The sequence below is a fragment of the Micromonospora sp. CV4 genome (assembly GCF_003667455.1).
Taxonomy (GTDB): domain Bacteria; phylum Actinomycetota; class Actinomycetes; order Mycobacteriales; family Micromonosporaceae; genus Micromonospora.
The window spans coordinates 33,431-51,098 of record NZ_RCVI01000216.1; the positions used below are offsets into that span (position 1 = coordinate 33,431).

At 73.1% G+C, this 17,668-nt stretch carries 18 protein-coding genes; 12 read left to right on the forward strand and 6 right to left on the reverse strand.

Annotated features, from left to right (window positions below):
• Window positions 1-108: 108 nt before the first annotated feature.
• A complete protein-coding gene (locus tag EAD98_RS08690) occupies window positions 109-828 on the reverse strand; it encodes a response regulator transcription factor (RefSeq protein ID WP_181518701.1) in 720 nt (239 codons plus the stop codon).
• A gap of 241 nt (window positions 829-1,069) precedes the next feature.
• Here EAD98_RS08690 and EAD98_RS08695 point away from each other — a divergent pair, with 241 nt between their 5' ends.
• The 5 genes from EAD98_RS08695 to EAD98_RS08710 all read left to right on the forward strand — a co-directional run bounded on the left by EAD98_RS08695 (window position 1,070) and on the right by EAD98_RS08710 (window position 4,574).
• Window positions 1,070-2,125: a hypothetical protein gene (locus EAD98_RS08695; RefSeq protein WP_121653538.1), complete on the forward strand. Its 1,056-nt coding sequence runs from the start codon at window positions 1,070-1,072 to the stop codon at window positions 2,123-2,125.
• 104 nt (window positions 2,126-2,229) lie between these two features.
• Window positions 2,230-3,018: a DUF2993 domain-containing protein gene (locus EAD98_RS08700; RefSeq protein WP_121653539.1), complete on the forward strand. Its 789-nt coding sequence runs from the start codon at window positions 2,230-2,232 to the stop codon at window positions 3,016-3,018.
• A gap of 96 nt (window positions 3,019-3,114) precedes the next feature.
• Entirely contained in the window at window positions 3,115-3,192 is a 78-nt protein-coding gene (locus tag EAD98_RS31865; protein WP_310503780.1) for an Ms5788A family Cys-rich leader peptide, read from the forward strand.
• A 207-nt stretch (window positions 3,193-3,399) separates the two neighbouring features.
• The gene (locus tag EAD98_RS08705; protein WP_121653540.1) at window positions 3,400-4,248 is read left to right on the forward strand and encodes a sulfurtransferase; all 849 of its coding nucleotides are present in this window, start codon (window positions 3,400-3,402) and stop codon (window positions 4,246-4,248) included.
• 5 nt (window positions 4,249-4,253) lie between these two features.
• Window positions 4,254-4,574 (forward strand): DUF1416 domain-containing protein, encoded by a 321-nt coding sequence (locus tag EAD98_RS08710; protein ID WP_121653541.1) that lies wholly within the window; start codon window positions 4,254-4,256, stop codon window positions 4,572-4,574.
• A gap of 67 nt (window positions 4,575-4,641) precedes the next feature.
• Here the strand turns inward: EAD98_RS08710 and EAD98_RS08715 are convergent, their stop codons facing one another.
• Window positions 4,642-9,021: a S8 family serine peptidase gene (locus EAD98_RS08715; RefSeq protein WP_121653542.1), complete on the reverse strand. Its 4,380-nt coding sequence runs from the start codon at window positions 9,019-9,021 to the stop codon at window positions 4,642-4,644.
• A gap of 200 nt (window positions 9,022-9,221) precedes the next feature.
• On the opposite strand from EAD98_RS08715, the gene EAD98_RS08720 reads away from it, so the two are divergent.
• Together EAD98_RS08720 and EAD98_RS08725 are read left to right on the forward strand one after the other, a co-directional pair.
• The gene (locus EAD98_RS08720; RefSeq protein WP_121653543.1) at window positions 9,222-9,734 is read left to right on the forward strand and encodes a winged helix-turn-helix domain-containing protein; all 513 of its coding nucleotides are present in this window, start codon (window positions 9,222-9,224) and stop codon (window positions 9,732-9,734) included.
• A 58-nt stretch (window positions 9,735-9,792) separates the two neighbouring features.
• The gene (locus EAD98_RS08725) at window positions 9,793-10,653 is read left to right on the forward strand and encodes a hypothetical protein (RefSeq protein WP_121653544.1); all 861 of its coding nucleotides are present in this window, start codon (window positions 9,793-9,795) and stop codon (window positions 10,651-10,653) included.
• A gap of 18 nt (window positions 10,654-10,671) precedes the next feature.
• Here the strand turns inward: EAD98_RS08725 and EAD98_RS08730 are convergent, their stop codons facing one another.
• From EAD98_RS08730 to EAD98_RS08740, 3 genes are all read right to left on the reverse strand, one after another.
• Window positions 10,672-12,723, reverse strand: coding sequence for a glycogen debranching N-terminal domain-containing protein (locus EAD98_RS08730; protein ID WP_121653545.1), 2,052 nt, complete (start codon window positions 12,721-12,723; stop codon window positions 10,672-10,674).
• Window positions 12,720-13,100 carry an SCP2 sterol-binding domain-containing protein gene (locus EAD98_RS08735; RefSeq protein WP_121653546.1) on the reverse strand — a complete coding sequence of 127 codons (381 nt, stop codon included), beginning with the start codon at window positions 13,098-13,100 and terminating at the stop codon, window positions 12,720-12,722. Before EAD98_RS08735 ends, EAD98_RS08730 begins: the two co-directional genes overlap by 4 nt.
• A 69-nt stretch (window positions 13,101-13,169) precedes the next feature.
• Window positions 13,170-13,544: a DsrE family protein gene (locus tag EAD98_RS08740; protein ID WP_121653547.1), complete on the reverse strand. Its 375-nt coding sequence runs from the start codon at window positions 13,542-13,544 to the stop codon at window positions 13,170-13,172.
• 12 nt (window positions 13,545-13,556) lie between these two features.
• Between EAD98_RS08740 and mtfM the strand changes: the two genes are divergently transcribed.
• Both mtfM and EAD98_RS08745 read left to right on the forward strand, forming a co-directional pair.
• On the forward strand, window positions 13,557-13,661 hold the full coding sequence (mtfM, locus tag EAD98_RS31820) for a small membrane protein MtfM (protein WP_030327764.1): 105 nt from the start codon (window positions 13,557-13,559) through the stop codon (window positions 13,659-13,661).
• Complete coding sequence (locus EAD98_RS08745) at window positions 13,658-14,248, forward strand: FABP family protein (RefSeq protein WP_121653548.1); 591 nt, start codon at window positions 13,658-13,660, stop codon at window positions 14,246-14,248. Before mtfM ends, EAD98_RS08745 begins: the two co-directional genes overlap by 4 nt.
• Before the next feature lie 3 nt (window positions 14,249-14,251).
• Here EAD98_RS08745 and EAD98_RS08750 read toward each other — a convergent pair whose 3' ends face one another.
• Window positions 14,252-15,133, reverse strand: a complete 882-nt coding sequence (locus EAD98_RS08750) for an aminotransferase class IV (protein ID WP_121653549.1) — start codon at window positions 15,131-15,133, stop codon at window positions 14,252-14,254.
• A 69-nt stretch (window positions 15,134-15,202) separates the two neighbouring features.
• On the opposite strand from EAD98_RS08750, the gene EAD98_RS08755 reads away from it, so the two are divergent.
• Genes EAD98_RS08755 through EAD98_RS08765 form a run of 3 tightly spaced genes read left to right on the forward strand, consistent with a single transcriptional unit; the run spans window position 15,203 to window position 17,591 of the window.
• The gene (locus EAD98_RS08755) at window positions 15,203-15,631 is read left to right on the forward strand and encodes a Fur family transcriptional regulator (protein ID WP_121653550.1); all 429 of its coding nucleotides are present in this window, start codon (window positions 15,203-15,205) and stop codon (window positions 15,629-15,631) included.
• A complete protein-coding gene (locus EAD98_RS08760) occupies window positions 15,628-16,740 on the forward strand; it encodes a folate-binding protein YgfZ (protein ID WP_121653551.1) in 1,113 nt (370 codons plus the stop codon). The genes EAD98_RS08755 and EAD98_RS08760 overlap by 4 nt, the downstream gene beginning before the upstream one ends.
• A 23-nt stretch (window positions 16,741-16,763) precedes the next feature.
• Window positions 16,764-17,591: a 3-keto-5-aminohexanoate cleavage protein gene (locus EAD98_RS08765; protein WP_121653552.1), complete on the forward strand. Its 828-nt coding sequence runs from the start codon at window positions 16,764-16,766 to the stop codon at window positions 17,589-17,591.
• The last annotated feature ends 77 nt before the right edge of the window (window positions 17,592-17,668 follow it).

Genomic DNA, 17,668 nt, shown 5'->3' on the forward strand with positions numbered 1-17,668 from the left:
TCACTGCGCGCACCGTCGCCCCTTTCTCCGACAAACCCGGCAGTCAGAATAGAGCTGACGAGCTGCGCAAAAAGGGCATACGGGAAATCGCCCCCGAGTGACCTGGGGTCAGACGGGCAGCGGCGCGTGCTCCGCCTCGGGCAGCGACCGCGACGGCGGAACGACGAACTTGTAACCCACCTGGCGGACGGTGCCGATCATCGACTCGTACTCGGAGCCGAGCTTGGCGCGCAGCCGCCGGACGTGCACGTCCACCGTCCGGGTGCCGCCGAAGTAGTCGTACCCCCAGACCTCGCGCAGCAGCTGGTCGCGGGTGAACACCCGGCCCGGGTGCTGCGCCAGGAACTTCAGCAGCTCGAACTCCTTGTAGGTGAGATCGAGCGGCCGTCCCTTCAGCTTCGCGGCGTAGGTGTCCGGGTCGATGGTCAGCTCTCCCGCCCGGATCGAGCCGCCGGCGCCGGCGGTCGCGTTGCTCAGCCGGCCCACCGCGAGCCGCAGCCGCGCCTCCACCTCGGCGGGGCCGGCCGACGCGAGGATGACGTCGTCGACGCCCCAGTCGGCGTTCAACGCGATCAGGCCGGCCTCGGTCACCACCGCGACCAGCGGCACGCCGAGCCCGGTGGCGTGCAGCATTCGACAGGTCGCGCGGGCCTCGCTCAACTCGGACCGGGCGTCCACCATCACCGCGTCCGGGCTGGGGCCGGCGACCAGGGTGCGGACGTCGCGCGGCGCGGTGCGGACCGAGTGCGGCAGCAGGTCGAGCGCCGGCAGCACAGCGGACGGTTCCCCTGCGCGTGCGGTCACCAGCAGCAGGATCTCCACGATCACCTCCGTCCCGGCGGCGCGGGGCCGCACGCGACCAGACACACTTGCGGAAAGTGCGCTGAGAAATTTGCGTGGTCCCGGCGTCGCTGACGGGCGGGTAACGGGTTGAGCGTAACTGATCGCCTCGGTCGGGCCCTCGGATCGTTTCCCGTTTGTCCACCTTGCCCCTGATCGTGGCGCAGGTTTTAACGCTGCTGAAACCCGTGACCACCGCGTCGGGCGGTCGGTCTGGCACGATCGGGGCGTGTTTTCCTCCACCTCGCCCGACGCCGGCCGCGAATCGTGGCCCGACGGGCCCCGCCCGGGCCCGGCCGCGCCGACCCGTGGCCACCCGCCCGCGCCGCGCACGGGCCCACCCGTCACCGACGGCGAACGCCGTGAACGGGGTGGGCCTCGCCGTGCCCGCCGAGCCGGGGAGCCGGCCCGCCGCTCCGAGGACGACGTCGACGAGCCGGAGGAGGAGGTCGTACCCCCGGTCGAGGTGCGCCGCCCGCTCGCGCTGACGATCGCCGGCTTCGCGGCGCTGCTCGGTGTCGGCCTGGTGCTCGGCGCCCAGACCTCGGGCCCGGGTCACCGGCTGCCGTTCGCCTTCATCATCTTCGGCGTCCAGCTGCTGTTCGTGCTCGCCTGGACGATGGCCATGCGCCCACCCGCGCTGCTGCTGGTCGCCGGCATCAGCGCCGCGGTCGCCGCGGTCGTCGACATCGCCGCGGTGCAGACCGACATCGCCGGCCTGGCGCCGCTGGGCTACCTGGCCGTCGGCGGGTTCCTCGCCGCGGTGCTCGGCCAGCTGGTCCGCCGGGTCGACCGGGTCCGGGTCACCGACTCGCTCGGCGCCACTCTGCTCATCGTGGTCGGGGTGGTGGCCTTCGGCACCCTGATCGTGCTCAGCCGGATCCCGGCCGGCACCCAGGCGATCACGGTCTGCCTCACCGCGAGCGGAGTGGCGCTGACCGTCGCCCGGCTCACCGACGCGGTGCTGCCGTGGCCCCGGCTGGCACCGCAGGTTCCCCGGGGCGCCGCCGGCGTGGTCGTCGGCGCGATGATCGGCACGCTGGTCAGCGCGGTTCTCGGCAGCTACCTGGTGGCGCCCTTCACGCCCACGCGGGCCGCGGTGATCGGCCTGGTCGCGGCGGTCACCGCCGTGCTCTCCGACCTCGCCGTCGGGTACGCCGAGGCGGGCCGACTGATGGCCGGCGAACCACCCACCATGTGGGTCGCCCGGCACATGCAGGGTCCGCTCGGCGGCTTCGCCCTGGCCGCTCCGGCCGCGTACGCCATGTGCATGCTCTTCCTCTGAGTCACGGTTGAGCCCGGAGCGGGTCGGGTACCTACGGGTGCGCCGCCCGGCGGCACCGGTAAGGACGGCCCGTCGCACCGCGGCGGGCGGGGACAGGAGGCGGCGTGGCCCAGGAGTATCCGGCGGACGAGGCCCGTCCCCGACGGCGCGGCCGCAAGCTGCTCGTCGGCCTGGTCGTCCTGCTCGTGGTGGTGGCGGTGCTGCTGGTGATCGCCGATCGGGTGGCGGTCGGGGTGGCCGAGCGGGCGATCGCCGACCGGGTGAGCCAGGAGGTCACCAAGCAGGGCGCGCAGTCCGCCGAGCCCGACGTTCAGGTCGGCGGGACTCCGTTCCTCACGCAGGTGCTCGACGGCCGCTACCAGCGGATCTCCATCAAGCTGCGGGACGTGCAGGCCTCGGTGGAGGGCGACGCCGTGCGGCTGCCGGTGCTGGACGTGGACGCCCGTAACGTGCGGGCGTCGCTGGACACTCTGCGCACCGGGCGGGGCGACGTCGTGGCGGACACCGTCAACGGCACCGGCACGATCAGCTACGACAGTCTCGCCGCGTTGCTGGACCGACCCGGGCTCACCCTCGGCGAGCAGGGCGGCAAGCTCGCCGTCACCGCTCCGGTCGACATCCTCGGCCAGAAGCTCACCGTCAGCGGCACCGCCGACGTCACCGTCGCCGAGAGCGGCGCCGTCGCCCTGCGGTTCAACGATCTGGACGCGGCGGGCCTGCCCAACCTGCCGCTGGCCCGCACTCTGCTGAACAACTACGCCAAGGGCATCTCCGTCGACGTGCCCCTGCCCGACCTGCCGTTCCAGCTGGCGGTCCGGGAGGTCCGGCCGCTGCCCGAGGGGCTGGCGGTCACCGCCGACGCGAAGAACGTGCCCATCAACTCCGCCGGTTGAGCGGCCCGCCGGCGCTGTGCCGCCGGCCCTCAGGTGATTCCCGGATGCTGGTCGGCCTGGTGGCAGCCCGGTCACTGGCTGGTAGGCTCCCTGGCCATGGGGACCCACCTCACCAAACGGCGCGCGGTCGACCTGTGCCGCGTGGCCACCTGCCTGTGTCGCCCCGTCATCTGACGGCGGGGCTGTTTCCGGCCGCCTGACGGCGGCCACCGGCACGCAGGGTTCTCGTACCCTCCGGTGATCCCACCGAAAGCCCGGCAGCGGCGCCGTCGCACGAACCCGTGATCCCGTCCTTCCGCTGGGTCCCGCGCGTGGTGCGACAGTTGAATCCATCGATCTCGCGCGTTGGCTCACCATCCATCCTCACCAGGGAGTGATTCGATGAGTCGCGACACCGCACTCGTTTCGGCCGAGTGGGCCGAGAAGAACCTCGACGCCCCGGGCGTCGTCTTCGTCGAGGTTGACGAGGACACCTCGGCCTACGACACCGGCCACATCGCCGGTGCGATCAAGATCGACTGGAAGACCGACCTCCAGGACCAGGTCCGTCGGGACTTCGTCAACAAGACCCAGTTCGAGGCGCTGCTCTCCGAGCGGGGCATCAGCAACGACGACACCGTCATCCTGTACGGCGGCAACAACAACTGGTTCGCCGCGTACGCCTACTGGTACTTCAAGCTCTACGGCCACCGCGACGTGAAGCTGCTCGACGGCGGTCGCAAGAAGTGGGAGCTGGACGCCCGTCCGCTGGTCACCGAGACGGTGACCCGCCCGGCGACGCAGTACGTCGCGCAGGAGCCGGACACCTCCATCCGGGCCTTCCGCGACGAGGTCGTCGACGCGATCGGCACCAAGAACCTGGTCGACGTGCGCAGCCCCGACGAGTTCGCCGGTCGCCTGCTCGCCCCCGCCCACCTGCCACAGGAGCAGGCGCAGCGGGCCGGTCACATCCCCACCGCGATCAGCGTCCCCTGGTCCAAGGCGGCCAACGAGGACGGCACCTTCCGGTCCGACGACGAGCTCCGCAAGATCTACGGCGACGCCGGCCTCGACGACGGCAAGGAGACCATCGCCTACTGCCGGATCGGTGAGCGCTCCTCGCACACCTGGTTCGTGCTCCAGGAGCTCCTCGGCCACCGCAACGTCAAGAACTACGACGGTTCCTGGACCGAGTACGGCTCGCTGGTCGGCGTGCCGGTCGCGCTCGGCGACGAGCCCGGGGAGGCCTGATTCCCATGACCGCTCCCACCGCTGCGGGTTGCGCTGCACCGGACCAGGCCGCGCCGCTGCCGGCCAGCCTGGACCTGGAGAAGGAAACCGTGATCACGGGCGTCGTCCGCTCGACGGCCGACGAGGCCGTGCCGGGCGCGTACGTCCGGCTGCTCGACTCGACCGGTGAGTTCACGGCCGAGGTGGTCACCTCGGCGGCCGGCCAGTTCCGGTTCTTCGCCGCGCCGGGTGCCTGGACGCTGCGGGCGCTCTCCCGGCACGGCAACGGCGACACCGCCGTCACCGCCGGCCGGGGCATCAACGAGGTCAGCGTCACCGTCGCCTGACAACCCACCCTCTGATCGGCCCGGGGCCGGTCACCCTCGCGGGTGACCGGCCCCGGCCGTTTCCGGATCAGATGCCGGTGGCTCTCGTGCAGGACGAGACCGGGTCGAGTTCGAAGTCGAGCGTGTCGACGATGCCCGCCCTGATCCGGGTGCGCCGCGCCTCCGGCACCCAGCCGTCCCTGGCCACGATCACCTCGTAGCGGCCCTTCGGCAGCCACCACGCGTACCCGCCCTGGTTGTTGGCGGTCAGGGTGTGGCCGGTGGTGCTGCCGACCAGGTTGACCCGCACCGTCGCCGGGATCCCGACGGTCAGGCCGCCGCAGGTCACCCCGGTCACGGTGCCCTGGACCCTGCCCCAGCTGGGCGGCGGTGACACGTTCATCGTCACCGACAGCGCCGGCACGGGGTACGGCGTGTTCGACGCGACGCCCAACTCGCCGGCGTAGGCGCCCGGCTGGGCCACGTCGACCGCCGCGGTGGCGCGCAGCTTGACGGTGACCGCCCGGGACGCGCCCGGGGCCAGGGTGAAGCTGCTCGGGGCGGTGGACAGCCAGGGCAGGTCGGCCTCCCCGGCGCAGAGTTCCAGGCCGGGCAGTCGCTCGCTGTCCGCCGACCCCACGAACGAGGACGGCGAGCCGCCGATCCGGTACGCGCCGCAGGCGCCGGCGCCCCGGTACCGACCGAACCCGGCGTTGGGCAGGTCCCGCCAGTTGCCGGCCGCCGGGTCGTACGCGATGGTCCGGTTGGTCACCGCGGTCGACGCCGCGGTCACGCCGCCGGCCAGCACCAGCAGGCCACCGGCCGCCGCGTACTGGGAACCCCACAGGTCCACGGGCAGGTTCGGCAGCGGGCTCCAGGCGTCCGCCGCCGGGTCGTACCGGTAGGCGTCGGTGTACTCGGTGCTGCCCGTGCCGCCGGCGCAATACACCGCGCTGCCGATGCCGCCGCAGGAGAGCCAGGAGACCCGGTGCGGGTAGGACGCGCCGGTGCGGAACGCGCCGGTCGCCGGGTCGAAGACGACCAGCCGGTCCGAGTCGGTGCAGGCGCCGTCGAGGCAACCGCCGACCAGGTACACCTTCCCGCCGGCCACCGCCTGACCGGCCGCTGCCGCCGGGAACGGGTTGGTCGCCCCCGGCACGGTGCGCCAACTGCCGGCGGTCGGGTCGAACACGTCCACCGAGGCGACCGTGTCCTCATCGGGGTCCCAGCCGCCGAGCACGTACAGCTTGCCGCCCACCGCGGCCGCCATCGGCTTGGACCGGGCGGTCGGCAGGTCGGGCAGCGCGGACCAGGCGTCCACGGCCGGGTCGTACCGCCAGGCCTTGCGCTCCAGGCCGGTGCCGCCACCACCGCCGACGGAGTAGACCATGCCGTCCAGGTTGGCCGCCGCGTTGTCGTAGATCGCCGCCGGCAGGTCGGCGATTCCGGCCCAGGCGTCCTCCGCCCGTGGCGCGGCCTCCGGGTCCGCCCCGCCGTACGCGCCGCCGGTCCGGGCCTTGCTGATTCCCTTCATTTTCTGCTCCCGCAGCGGAGCGCCGGCCCTGGACAGCGGCTGGAACCGCCCGTCGCGTTCCACCAGGTCGACGGTGGCGGCCGCCGTGCCGGTGTTGCGCACCGTCACCTTCGTGGTCCGGGTGCTGCCGTACGGCTGGTACGACTCGACGCCGGCCGGAGTGACGGCGAGCCGTCCGGCGGCCAACGAGAGGTCCACCCGGCGGGCGTCGTCGGCCACCACGGTCACGGTCTTCGTCACCGCCCGGTACGGGGGTCGGCTGGCGGTGAACGGGCGCGCCCCGGTCAGCCCCGAGTAGAGCCAGAAGAAGCCGTCCGGCAGGTTCGGGTCCTCCGGCGTCGCCGCCGACATCCCACGGTCCTCCGACCGGTCGGCGCTCTCCACCGTGACCCCGTTGAGGGGCGTGCCGGTGTTGCGGTCGGTGGTCGCACCGAGGACCAACCCGCCGGGCGAGGCTGCGCAGTCGCGGTTGACCACCTGCACGTCGTCCACCTCCCACCACCAGGCGAAGGTGCCGTGGAAGCGGAACCGGACCTGGACGCCGGACGCGCCGGCCGCCGGGCCCAGCGGCACCTCCTCGACCCGCGGCCCCCGTCGGCTGCTGGTCTGGTGCCAGACGGTGGTCCAGGTGCTGCCGCGGTCGGTGGAGACGTCCACGTCGGCGGTGTCACTGATGCCGACCGCGCGCCAGTCGCTGCGGAAGCGCAGCACCGGCGCCGGGGCGGCGCTCAGGTCGAGCGTCGGAGTCACCAGGTCGGTGTCCTGGGTCCTGCCGGAGCCGAGCCGATCGCTGTCGACGACCGCGAATGCGCCGGTGCCCCCGGTGAGGTTGCCCCGTTCGCCGAGGTCGTTGAAGGTCCAGCCACCGTCCCCGGTGCGGTTGCGCACCGTCCAGCCGGACGGGGCGTCGGTGCCGTCGAAGCTCTCGCTCAGCAGCGGCGTACCGAAGCTGCCGGTGTACCCGGGCGCGGTGCAGGCCGGCTCGACCGGCACCGCGAAGTCGGCCGTCACCGGCCCGTCTCCCACCACCACGTCCCGGGTGACCTCCCGGTAGCCGGGGTAGCGGACGGCCACGGTGAGCCGGTGCCCGGTGTTGCCCGGGACGGTGAACGAGTACCGCCCGGTGGCCGGATCGGTGAAGACCGGGCCGCCGGGCCGGCCGGCGACCTCGATCCGGGCGTAGAGCGGCCAACCGTGTCCCGAGCCGTCGGTGACCCGGCCGCTGACCGTGACCGTCGGGTTCGCCACGAGGGCGAAGTCCCGGGTGACCGCGCCGCCCTCGGCGACGGTGACGGTGGTCGATTGCCCGGCGTAGCCGTACGCGCTGACGGTGACCGTGGCCTCGCCGGCCGGCACGGTGAGCGCGTACCGACCGTCCGGGCCGATGGTGACGCTGCGGGTGCCGTCGCCGACGGTCGCGCCGGCGATCGGGTCGCCGTCGGCCGCTGCGCTCACGACGCCCACCAGCCGACCGACCGGGCCGCGCGGGGCGGTCCGCACCGCCGCGTACGCGTCCAGCCGCCCCGCGCCGAAGACGTTGTTGTCGGCGGCGGTGCCCCCGCAGGTGGTGACGTCGACGTCGCGGGCGGTCCGGTCCAGCAGCTCTTCGGTGGCGGCGATGTCGCCCTTTAGGCTCGGTGCCGCGGACCAGACGAGCGCGACCGTGCCGGAGACGTGCGGCGCGGCCATCGAGGTGCCGTCGAAGGCGGCGTACCCGTTGCCCGGGACGCTCGATCGCACGTTGCTGCCCGGGGCGGCGACGTTCGGCTTGTAGGCGTTCGGGTCGGTGGCGTCGCCGCGACCGGAGAAGTCGGAAATGGCGTTGTCGACGTCGTACGAGCCGACCGCGTACGCGCCGGGGTTGTCGCCGGGGGAACCGGCGCTGCCGCAGGCGGGCCCGTCGTTGCCCGCGGAGAAGACCGGGAACATGCCGGCCGCCCGCCAGGCCGCGACGGTCTGCTGGTACCACGGGTCACCGCCGGCGCCGCCCCAGGAGTTGTTCACCACGTCGGGGCGCAGGTCGGGGCGGGGGTTCTGCCCGGCCAGGTCGGTCGGGGCCAGGACCCACTGGCCGGCGGCGAGCAGGGACGCGTCGGAGCAGGAGGTGCTCTCGCAGCCCTTCGCGGCGATCCATCGGGCGCCCGGGGCGACGCCGATCTGGTTGCCGGCGCCGTCGTCGCCGACCATCGTCCCCGTGGTGTGGGTGCCGTGGTCGTTGTTGTCGCAGGGTGCCGCGCTCGGGCAGACCTCGGCCGGGTCGTACCAGTTGTAGTCGTGGTCGAACGTGCCGCCGCCGAGGTTGCCCCGGTACGCCCCGACCAGCGCCGGGTGGTCGTACTGGACTCCGCTGTCGATGCTGGCGACCACCACGCCCTCGCCGCGGTCGCCGAACTCGCTCCACACCTGCGGCGCGTTGATGTTGGCAAGGCCCCACTCGGCGCCGTTGGCGCCGGCGCGACCGCCGGCGGCCGGGGTCGGGCGCACCAGCGGGTAGCTGCGGACGGGTTCGATCCGGGCCACCTCGGGGCGCTTGGCGATCTCCTCGACCAGCTTGCGCTTGCCGGTCACCCGCACCGCGTTGGCGATCCAGTAGGCGGTGTGCGGCGCCTTGCGGGTCGTCAGCAGCGAGCGCAGGTCGCGCTGGGTGCGCTCGGCGGTCGTGGTGAGCAGCCGGTGCACCTCCCGGGCCCGGTCGTCCGGGTCGGGCAGCTTGGCGGTCTGTGCCACCGGTGCGGTGTCCCGCAGGTAGACCAGGAAGCTCGCGCTGCCCGTCGCGTCGAGCTGGCGGAGCAGCCGCTGATCCACACTGGCCCGGGCCGGGGCGGGCGGGGCCGGGGCGGCGACCGCGGGCTGGGCGGTCAGGCCCAGCAGGACCGCTGTGCAGGCCACGGCGGTCCGCCGGAGAGCGGACCTGATGGATGATGGTCGGAACACTTTTCCTCCCCACGTCACGGGTCCCGATCTGTCCGGGACGACGCACCACGCTGACGGTGCTCAATGCATAACGTCGGTCGGTGCCTGGTCAGTGACGTGGCGTATTCCTGACTGTGGGTCCGCCCCCCACAACCCATCGGTATACGTCACTATCTTCGGTGGAAGTCACGCTCAATACGGTTGGTGCGGGTGGAGGCTGCGTGTCCGGTGAAGAGGTCCCGATCGTCGTCTGCGTGAGTGCCGATGTCGCGATGCGGCAGCGGGTGGTGCGCCAGCTCGACGGGGTCGGCCCGGTGGTGAGCTGCGCCGACCTGGACGAGCTGCGCGCGATGTTGTTCCCGTCGCCACCGGAGGACACGGCTCTGGCCGTCGCGCCGGTCGACCCACCCCCGGCCCGGCACGGGCTGATCAGCTGGGGTGAGCTGGTCGTCGACCGTGCCGGGCACCTCGTCACCTGGCGCGGCGATCCGCTCCCGCTCACCCGCACCGAGCGGGAGTTGCTCGCCCGGCTGATCGGGCCGCCGCTGGTGGTGTGGAGCTACGAACAGCTCTTCGCCGCCGTCTGGAACGGCGCGTACCTGGGCGACACCGCGATCCTGCACTCCGCCGTCAAGCGTCTCCGGCACAAGTTGCGCAGCCTGCCGGGTGGGCCGCGGGTACACACCGTACGAGGGGTCGGCTACCGCATCGATCCGCCACCGCGGACCGCCTGACCGTGGGTGCGCCCGACGCCGCCGATCGCCGCCGGGCCGCCCGTGACACCATGGCCGCGTGAGCGGAGCTGTCCGGACGGGGTGGACCCCGTCGACCGGTCCCGCCGCCCCGGCACCTGCCCGGCGGCGGCGCTGGCTGCTGGTCGCGACCGCGATCTGGGCCGTACTGCTGACCGTGCTCGTCTGGACGTCGGTCCGCGACGACCCACCGACCGTGCGCGAGCAGCGCTCCCTCGACCAGGCCGGTCCGGTGGTCGACCGGGCGGTCGGGGAACTGGCCCGGGCGTCCGGCGCGGCCGGGCTGCTGGAGCTGGGGCCGGCGCGGGTCGAGTCGAGCTGCCGCGTCACCCCGTTCGCCGACGGCGCCCGGCTGCGGCGTGAGGTCGGTGTGCTCGCGGCCGTCGGCACCGAGCGGGACGTGCTGTCCGGGATCGCCGATCGACTCCCCACGAGCTGGCAGGCCGGGGTCGGGCCCGGGCTGGAGGGCCCGGAGCTGCGCGCCGACGCCGGGGAGTTCGTCGCCGTCGAGGGCCGGCCGACCGGGGACGGTCGGATCCGCCTGACCGTCGACACCGGCTGCCGGCCGGTCGGCTCCGGCTACGCCCCGCCGCCGGTCACCGACGCCGGGCCGGAGGCCGCCGCCCTGACGGCCGCGCTTCGAGCGCTCGGTCGGCCCGCCGATGCCGCGCCGGAGGTGGTCACCGCGCCCTGCCCGGGCGGCGTGCTGGCCCGTACCGCGCGGTCCACCCCCGGCCCCGGCGCGGCCGGCTCCGCGGGCGGGCTCACCTCGTTGGCCGGCGATGCCCCGCTGCTGGACGACCCCCCGGTGTACGCGTACCGCGCCGGCCCGGTCACGGTGCTGGCCGACCTCACCCCGGACGCCGCCCGGCTGGCCGCCACCGTGGGCTGCCCCGACTGAGCTCGGCGTTTGCCCGGGTCACCGGCCCAGCGGCTCCTCCGGGTCGCGACTGCGGCCCAGCGCGTCGACTCGGCCCCACCGGCCGGGAATGTCCAGCAACTCGATCCGGCCCATTCCCGCTGGTACGGCCGGATCGATGATCAGATGTTCGCCCTGCGGCTCCAGCCCCAGCATCACGCGCAGCAGCAGCAACGGGGTGCCGGTCGACCAGGCCTGCGGGCTGCACGCGGTCGGATACTCCACCGGATAGTCGGTGAGATTACGGGCGTAGCCGGCGAACGCCTCCGGCAGCCGTCCGCCGAAGTAGCGGGAGGCGGCCAGCATCGCGTCGCAGATCTGCCCGGCCTCTTCGCGGAAGCCGTACCGCCACAGGCCCCAGGCGATGATCGAGTTGTCGAACGGCCAGACGGTGCCCACGTGGTAGCCGATCGGGTTGTACCGGCTCTGGTCCTCGGCGAGGGTCCGCACCCCCCAGCCGGAGAACAGTCGCGGCCCGAGCAGGTGCTCGACCACCTTGCCGGCCCGGGACTCGTCGACGATGCCGCTCCAGAGCAGGTGCCCGATGTTCGACGACAGCGCGTCGACCTGCCGGCCGTCGGCGTCCAGGGCGAGCGCGTAGTACTCGCGGTCGGCGATCCAGAAGTCGTGGTTGAACCGCTGCTTGAGGGCGGCCGCCTCCCGCTCCAGCCGGTCGGCGTAGGCCGGGTCTCCCCAGAACGTCCGGGCCAACCGGGCGGCCCGGATCTTCGCGTCGTACGCGTAGCCCTGCATCTCGCAGGTGGCTCGGGGGAAGCCGGGCATCCGACCGTCGGCGTACGAGATGCCGTCCCAGGAATCCTTCCAGCACTGGTTCTGCAGGCCGGTCTCCGGGTTGCGGGTCTGATACCAGAGGTAGCCGGTGCCGAGCAGATCGCCGTAGGTGTCGATCCACCGCAGCGCCGCTCGCACGTGCGGTTCCAACCGCCGGACCAGTTGGGTGTCGCCGGTCCAGCGCTCGTACTCGTCGAGCAGGATGATGAACAGCGGCGTCGAGTCGGCCGACCCGTAGTACGGCGAGTGTGGCTGCTCCTCGAAACCGGCGGTCTCCCCGTACCGCAGCTCGTGCAGGATCTTGCCCGGCTCCTCGTCGCGGAAGTCGTCCACCCGGTGCCCCTGCAAACCGGCCAGCATCACGATGGTCGGCGGGATCAGCTCCGGCAGGAACGGCAGCACCTGCAACGAGGTGATGATGCTGTCCCGGCCGAACAGAGTCATGAACCAGGGCAGCCCGGCGGCGAGCAGCCGCACGCCCAGGGCGATCGACTCGTAGCGCAGCGCGGCCAGGTCGTTGAGGCTGCGCCGGTACGCCCCGGCCAACGGCTCGCAGTCGCAGCCGAGCTTCGGCGCGCGGTCGATCAGCTCCTGCTGCTCGGCGCGGATGGCGTCCGCGCTACGGCTGCCGCCGTACGGCAGGGTGGCCCGGATGTCCTCCCCCCGAGCCCCGTAGACGATGGTGGACACGTGCAGGGTGGTGGTCCATTCGCTGTTCGGCGGCACCCGGATCTGGAAGGTCATCCCGGAGGCGTCGACCGATGCCGGTGCACTCGAATTGATCACCGTCTCGCGGTGGAACGCCTCCCGTCGGTAGGTCAGCCGCAGCTCGTTGTCGGCAGTCGAGACGGTCGTCCGCCCCCGCTTCTGCCGGGCGTTCTTGATCTCGAACAGGTCGGCGAAGTCGGCCGCCATCTCGATCCGGACGGTGAACTCGACCTCCTCGCCAGCATGGTTGAGGACAGTCAGCTGCTCCTGGAAGCTGCCCACGATCGCCCGGTTGCGAATCACCGACGCCTTTGCGTCCAGGTAGTGCGTCGGTTCACCAGGGGCCAGGAAGAACCGGGTCCGGTACGACTCGGCGTCGTCCATCGAGAGGGCGTGCAGCCGCTCGCCGTCCAGGGTCAGCACCCAGTTGGACAGGAAACGCGTGTCGAAGGAGAACAGCCCGGTCGGGAAGTCGTAGGACGGCTCGATGTCTCCCGTCCGGTCGCTGACCAGGAAGGTGTTGCCGTCCAGGATGCTGACCAGATCCTTCACGCCCGCCGCCCGGCCTGCTCCCGGGCCACCTCGCGCGGGTCGCGAGTGCCCGGCGGGTCCGGGAAGAACCGGCGAAAGGCCAGGAAGAGCACCACGTTTCCGCTGAACGTGCTCTCGTTGCGCAGTACCGCCGCGACCCCCTGGGCCTCGCCCGTCACCAGCCGGTCGAACAGGACGGCGCTGCTGTACCAGATGGCGTCGGCCGGCCCCCGGTGCCGGCCGACCTGGACAAATCCCGGCCGCATCCGGACCAGCCAGTGCTCGGTCAGGTCGCCGGTGGTGAGCTCGATCTGAAGGGTCCCGTCTGCCAGGCCACCGAGGACCTCGGGGGCGCGCGCCGGCAGTGATGCGAAGAACCTCTCCGTCACCTCGGTCACAACCGAATCGTAGGCAGCTGTCCGAGTTGTCGGGTCGGTATCCGTACTCCGCCCCGAGTCGCCCGCCGGTCAGTAGACCAGCGCCTGCGCTCCCTCGGCCAGGGCCTCCTCCACGAAGACCGCGGCGCCGGCGATCCGGACGCCGGGCAGCACGTCGTCCGGTCCGATCTCCCGACGGGCCGCGCACTGGGTACAGGCGGTCACCCTGCCACTGGTCAGGATGACGTGCAGCAGCTCGGCCAGCGGCGCCGAGTGTGGCAGCTCGAACTCCTGGGCGCGGCCGGGCAGCGCGAACCAGGTCGACTCGCCGGTCAGCCAGAGCGACACGTCCACCCCGGCAGCGACCGCGGTCGCGGCGACCGTGAACGCCTGTGCGCACCGCTCCGGGGCGTCCGCCCCCGCGGTGGCCTTGACGACGAGAGTGCGGGCCATGAGGCCCAGCATAGGATGGCCGGGATGGTTACCGAGATCGGGTTCGTCAGCCTGCTGGTCGCCGGCCTGGGCGGCCTCGCCGGTGGCCTGGTCTACCTCGCCGTACGCATTTCGAGAGGACGCTGGTGAGCGACGAGAACCCGCTGCAGCCCCCGTGGCTGAACGCGCCGCCGGTCGAGGAGTACCCGTTCGAGGAGAGCCACGACCTGCGGGTCGGGCCGAAGCTGCACCCGGCACTGGACGGCCTGCTGCCCTACATCGGGCTGTGGCGCGGCCGGGGCAAGGGTGGTTTCCCCACCATCGAGGACTTCGACTACGCGCAGGAGATCCGGATCAGCCACGACGGCCGGCCGTTCCTGCACTACGAGTCGCGGGCCTGGATCCTCGACGAGCGGAGCCAGCCGGTCCGTCCGGCCGGACGCGAGGTCGGCTGGTGGCGGCCGGTGCTGGTGGACGGCCGCGCCACCGACGAGCTGGAGGCCCTCCTGACCACCCCGTCCGGGGTGATGGAGCTGCACCTCGGCAAGCGCACCGGCACCCAGGTCGAGTTCGCCACCGACGCGGTGGTCCGGACGGCGACCGCCAAGGAGGTCACCGGCGGGCACCGGCTCTTCGGCATCGTCGAGGGCGCGCTGCTCTACGCCCAGGAGATGGCGGCGATGGGGCACCCGCTCAGCGCCCACCTCTCCGCCCGGCTCGTCCGGGTCGGCGGCTGACCCTCAGGCAACGGGGAAACCCAGCAGGGCGTGCAGGGCGGGGGTGCGCGGGGACCGGTCGCGGCGCACCCCGTCCAGGGTGTGGACCTCGGCGAGCCCGCGCACGGACGAGCTGAACCAGATGGCGTCCGCCGCGTGCAGCTCGGCCGGGGTGATCATCCGTTCGGCGGCGGTCAGGCCCAGCTCGCCGGCGTGGCCGAGCAGCCAGGCGGCGGTCGTACCGGGCAGGATGCCGGTGGTGGCGGCCGGCACGGTGCAGAGCGTCCCGCCGGTGAGCCACACCACGTTCGCGGTCGGGCCCTCCAGCGCGTACCCGTCCGACGAGATCCAGAGCACGTCGTCGACCCCGGCCCGGTGGGCCCAGCGGCGGGCGGCGCTGTTGACCGCGTACGAGGTGGACTTGATCCCGGCCGGCAGCCAGTCCAGCCCGGTGCGCGCGTCGGCGGGCACCCCCAGCGGCAGGGTCGCCACACTGATCCCGTCCCGGCGGGCCGCGCGGGACGACGCCGGCACCTCGGCCAGGGTGGCGTAGACGGTCGGCGGGCCGCCGGCCTCGGGGCCCCGGGTGCAGACCAGCCGCAGAGCCCCCTCCACCTGCGCCGGCCACCCCGCTCGCACCGTGTCGAGCAGCTCGATCAGCGCGGCGGCGGGTGGCAGGGGCAGCTCGAAGGCGGCCGCCGCCGCGGCCAGCCGGGCCAGGTGCTCGTCGCGCAGCCACGGCCGACCCTGGCGCAGATGCATTGTCTCGAAGAGGCCGTCGCCCCGGAGCACGCCGAGGTCGTCGCCCCGGAGCACGGGCCCACCGGCCGGCACCCGGCCGCGACCGAGTACGGCGATCCGCGCGGTCGTATCGACCCCGACCTTCCCGACGGACGACAGCACCATGACCGTCGAGCCTAGCGGCGGTCCGTCGGCGTGCGAAGGTCGGCATGGTTGCCGAACTATGATCGGACGGTGTCCGAATCCTCCCTCGCGGAAATGCTCCGGGCCCGTGGGCTGCGGCTGACGGCCCAGCGGCAGCTCGTCCTCCAGGCGGTGCTCGATCTGGGCCACGCCAGCCCGGAGCAGGTGCACACCGCCGTCCGGGAGGTCGCCGCCGGCGTCAACATCACCACCATCTATCGCACGCTGGAGCTGCTGGAACGGCTCGGCCTGGTGACCCACACCCATCTCTCGCACGGCTCGCCGACCTACCACGCGGCTGGTGAGCACCAACACGTCCACCTGGTCTGCCGGGAGTGCGGCGCGATCGACGAGATCGATCCGGAGCTGCTCCGCCCGCTCGCCGACCAGTTGGCCGCGCAACGGGGGTTCCGGGTGGACATCGGGCACGTGTCGCTCTTCGGCGTCTGCGAACGCTGCGAGAACGGGGACCAGAAATGATCGACATCGCGGGAGCGGTGGCCGTCGAGAGCATCGACGAGGCCAGCCGCGACCAGCCGGAGCCGGCGCACGCCGCGGTCGGCGTGCGGGGGGTGGCCGCGCACTACGGCGACCCGCTGCGCGAACAGCGCATCCTGGACACCGAGGTCGGGCTGGTCGACCGGTCGCACCGCGGGATCATCGCGGTGCCCGGTGAGGAGCGGGCCGGTTGGCTGCACACGATCACCTCGCAGCACCTCGCGTCGCTCGCCGCCGGCGAGGGCACCGAGTTGCTGGTGCTCTCCCCGCACGGGCACGTCGAGCAGCACGCCCTGGTCGCCGAGGACGGCGAGACCACCTGGCTGGACACCGAGCCGGGCGCGACCGCCGGCCTGCTCGCGTACCTGGAGAAGATGCGGTTCTTCAGCAAGGTCGAGCCCCGGGACGCCACCGCTGAGCGTGCCCTGCTGTCGCTGGTCGGGCCGGCGGCAACGGACGCGCTGGGCACGCTCGGCGTGACCGGGCTGGCCGCACCGGACCTGGTCGCGGTGCCCGGTCCGAAGTTCGCCGCCGGCGCCGTGCCGCCCCGGGCGAGCGTGCGCTACGACGTACGACCGCTGCCGGTCGGTGGCTGGGCCCGGCGCGGCCCGCTCGGGGTGGATCTGCTGGTTCCCCGGTCGGCGATGGACCAGGTGGTGGCGGAGTTGCGCGGCGCGGGCGTGCCGGTCGCGGGGCTCTGGGCGTACGAGGCGATCCGGGTGGCCGCCCGTCGGCCCCGGGTCGGGGTGGACACCGACCACCGGACCATTCCGGCGGAGGTTGACCTGATCGGCCCGGCGGTGCACCTGGACAAGGGCTGCTACCGGGGGCAGGAGACGGTGGCCCGGGTGCACAACATGGGCCGGCCGCCGCGCCGCCTGGTGCTGCTGCACCTGGACGGGGTGACCACCGACCAGCCGCCGACCGCCGGCACGCCGGTGACCCTCGACGGCCGGGCCGTGGGCTTCGTCGGCACCGCCGTGCTGCACCACGAGCTGGGCCAGATCGCGCTCGCGGTGCTGAAGCGGAACGTCCCGGAGGACGCCACGCTGCTGATCGGCGAGACCGCGGCGGCGATCGACCCGGCCTGACCGGGCGGTCTAGGATCGCCGCCATGACGACAGGGACGTTGATCACGGTGGCCCCGACCGGCGCTGAGTCGGCCAAGGCGGAGGTGCCGGCGCTGCCGGTGACCCTCGACGAGCTGGTGCGTACCGCCAAGGAGTGCGAGGCGCTCGGCGCCGCCGTGATCCACGTCCACATCCGTGACGACGCCGCCCGGCCGACCCTCGACCCGGTGCGCCTGCGGGAGACGGTGGCCGCGCTGCGGGAGAGCACCGACCTGATCGTGCAGCTCTCCTCCGGCGGCGCGGTGACCGATCCGGAGGCCTCCCGGCTCGCCGTGCTCGACGCCGGGCCGGACATGGCCTCGTGCACCATGGGCACGGTCAACTTCGGCGACGACGTCTTCCTCAACCGGTGGGAGTTCATCGTCGACCTGCACACCCGGATGCAGGAACGCGGGATCGTGCCGGAGTACGAGATCTTCGACCTCGGCCACCTGTCCGCGTTGCAGCGGCTGCTCGGCAAGTACGGACCGCCGGCCGGTGGGCACGTGCACGTCGACTTCGTGATGGGTGTGCCGGGCGGCATGCCGGGCACCACCGAGACGCTGGTCGCGGCGCACCGGATGCTGCGGGACCTGCCCGAGGGCACCACCTTCTCGGCCACCGGCATCGGCCGCAGCACCATCCCGGTGCTGCTGGCCTCGCTGTCGACCGGTGGACACCTGCGGGTCGGGATGGAGGACACCGTGACGTACGCCAAGGGCCGCCCGGTGGAGTCCAACATGCAGCTGGTCGCCCGCGCGGTCGGCTTCGCCCAGCTCGCGCAGCGCCCCCCGCTGACCACCACCGAGGCCCGCGAGCTGCTGGGGCTGTAAGGCCGGGCCTGTCCAGCGCCCCTGTCACCCGGGCGGTGGACGACCAGGTCACCCCGCCGACGGGCACCCTCGGACCG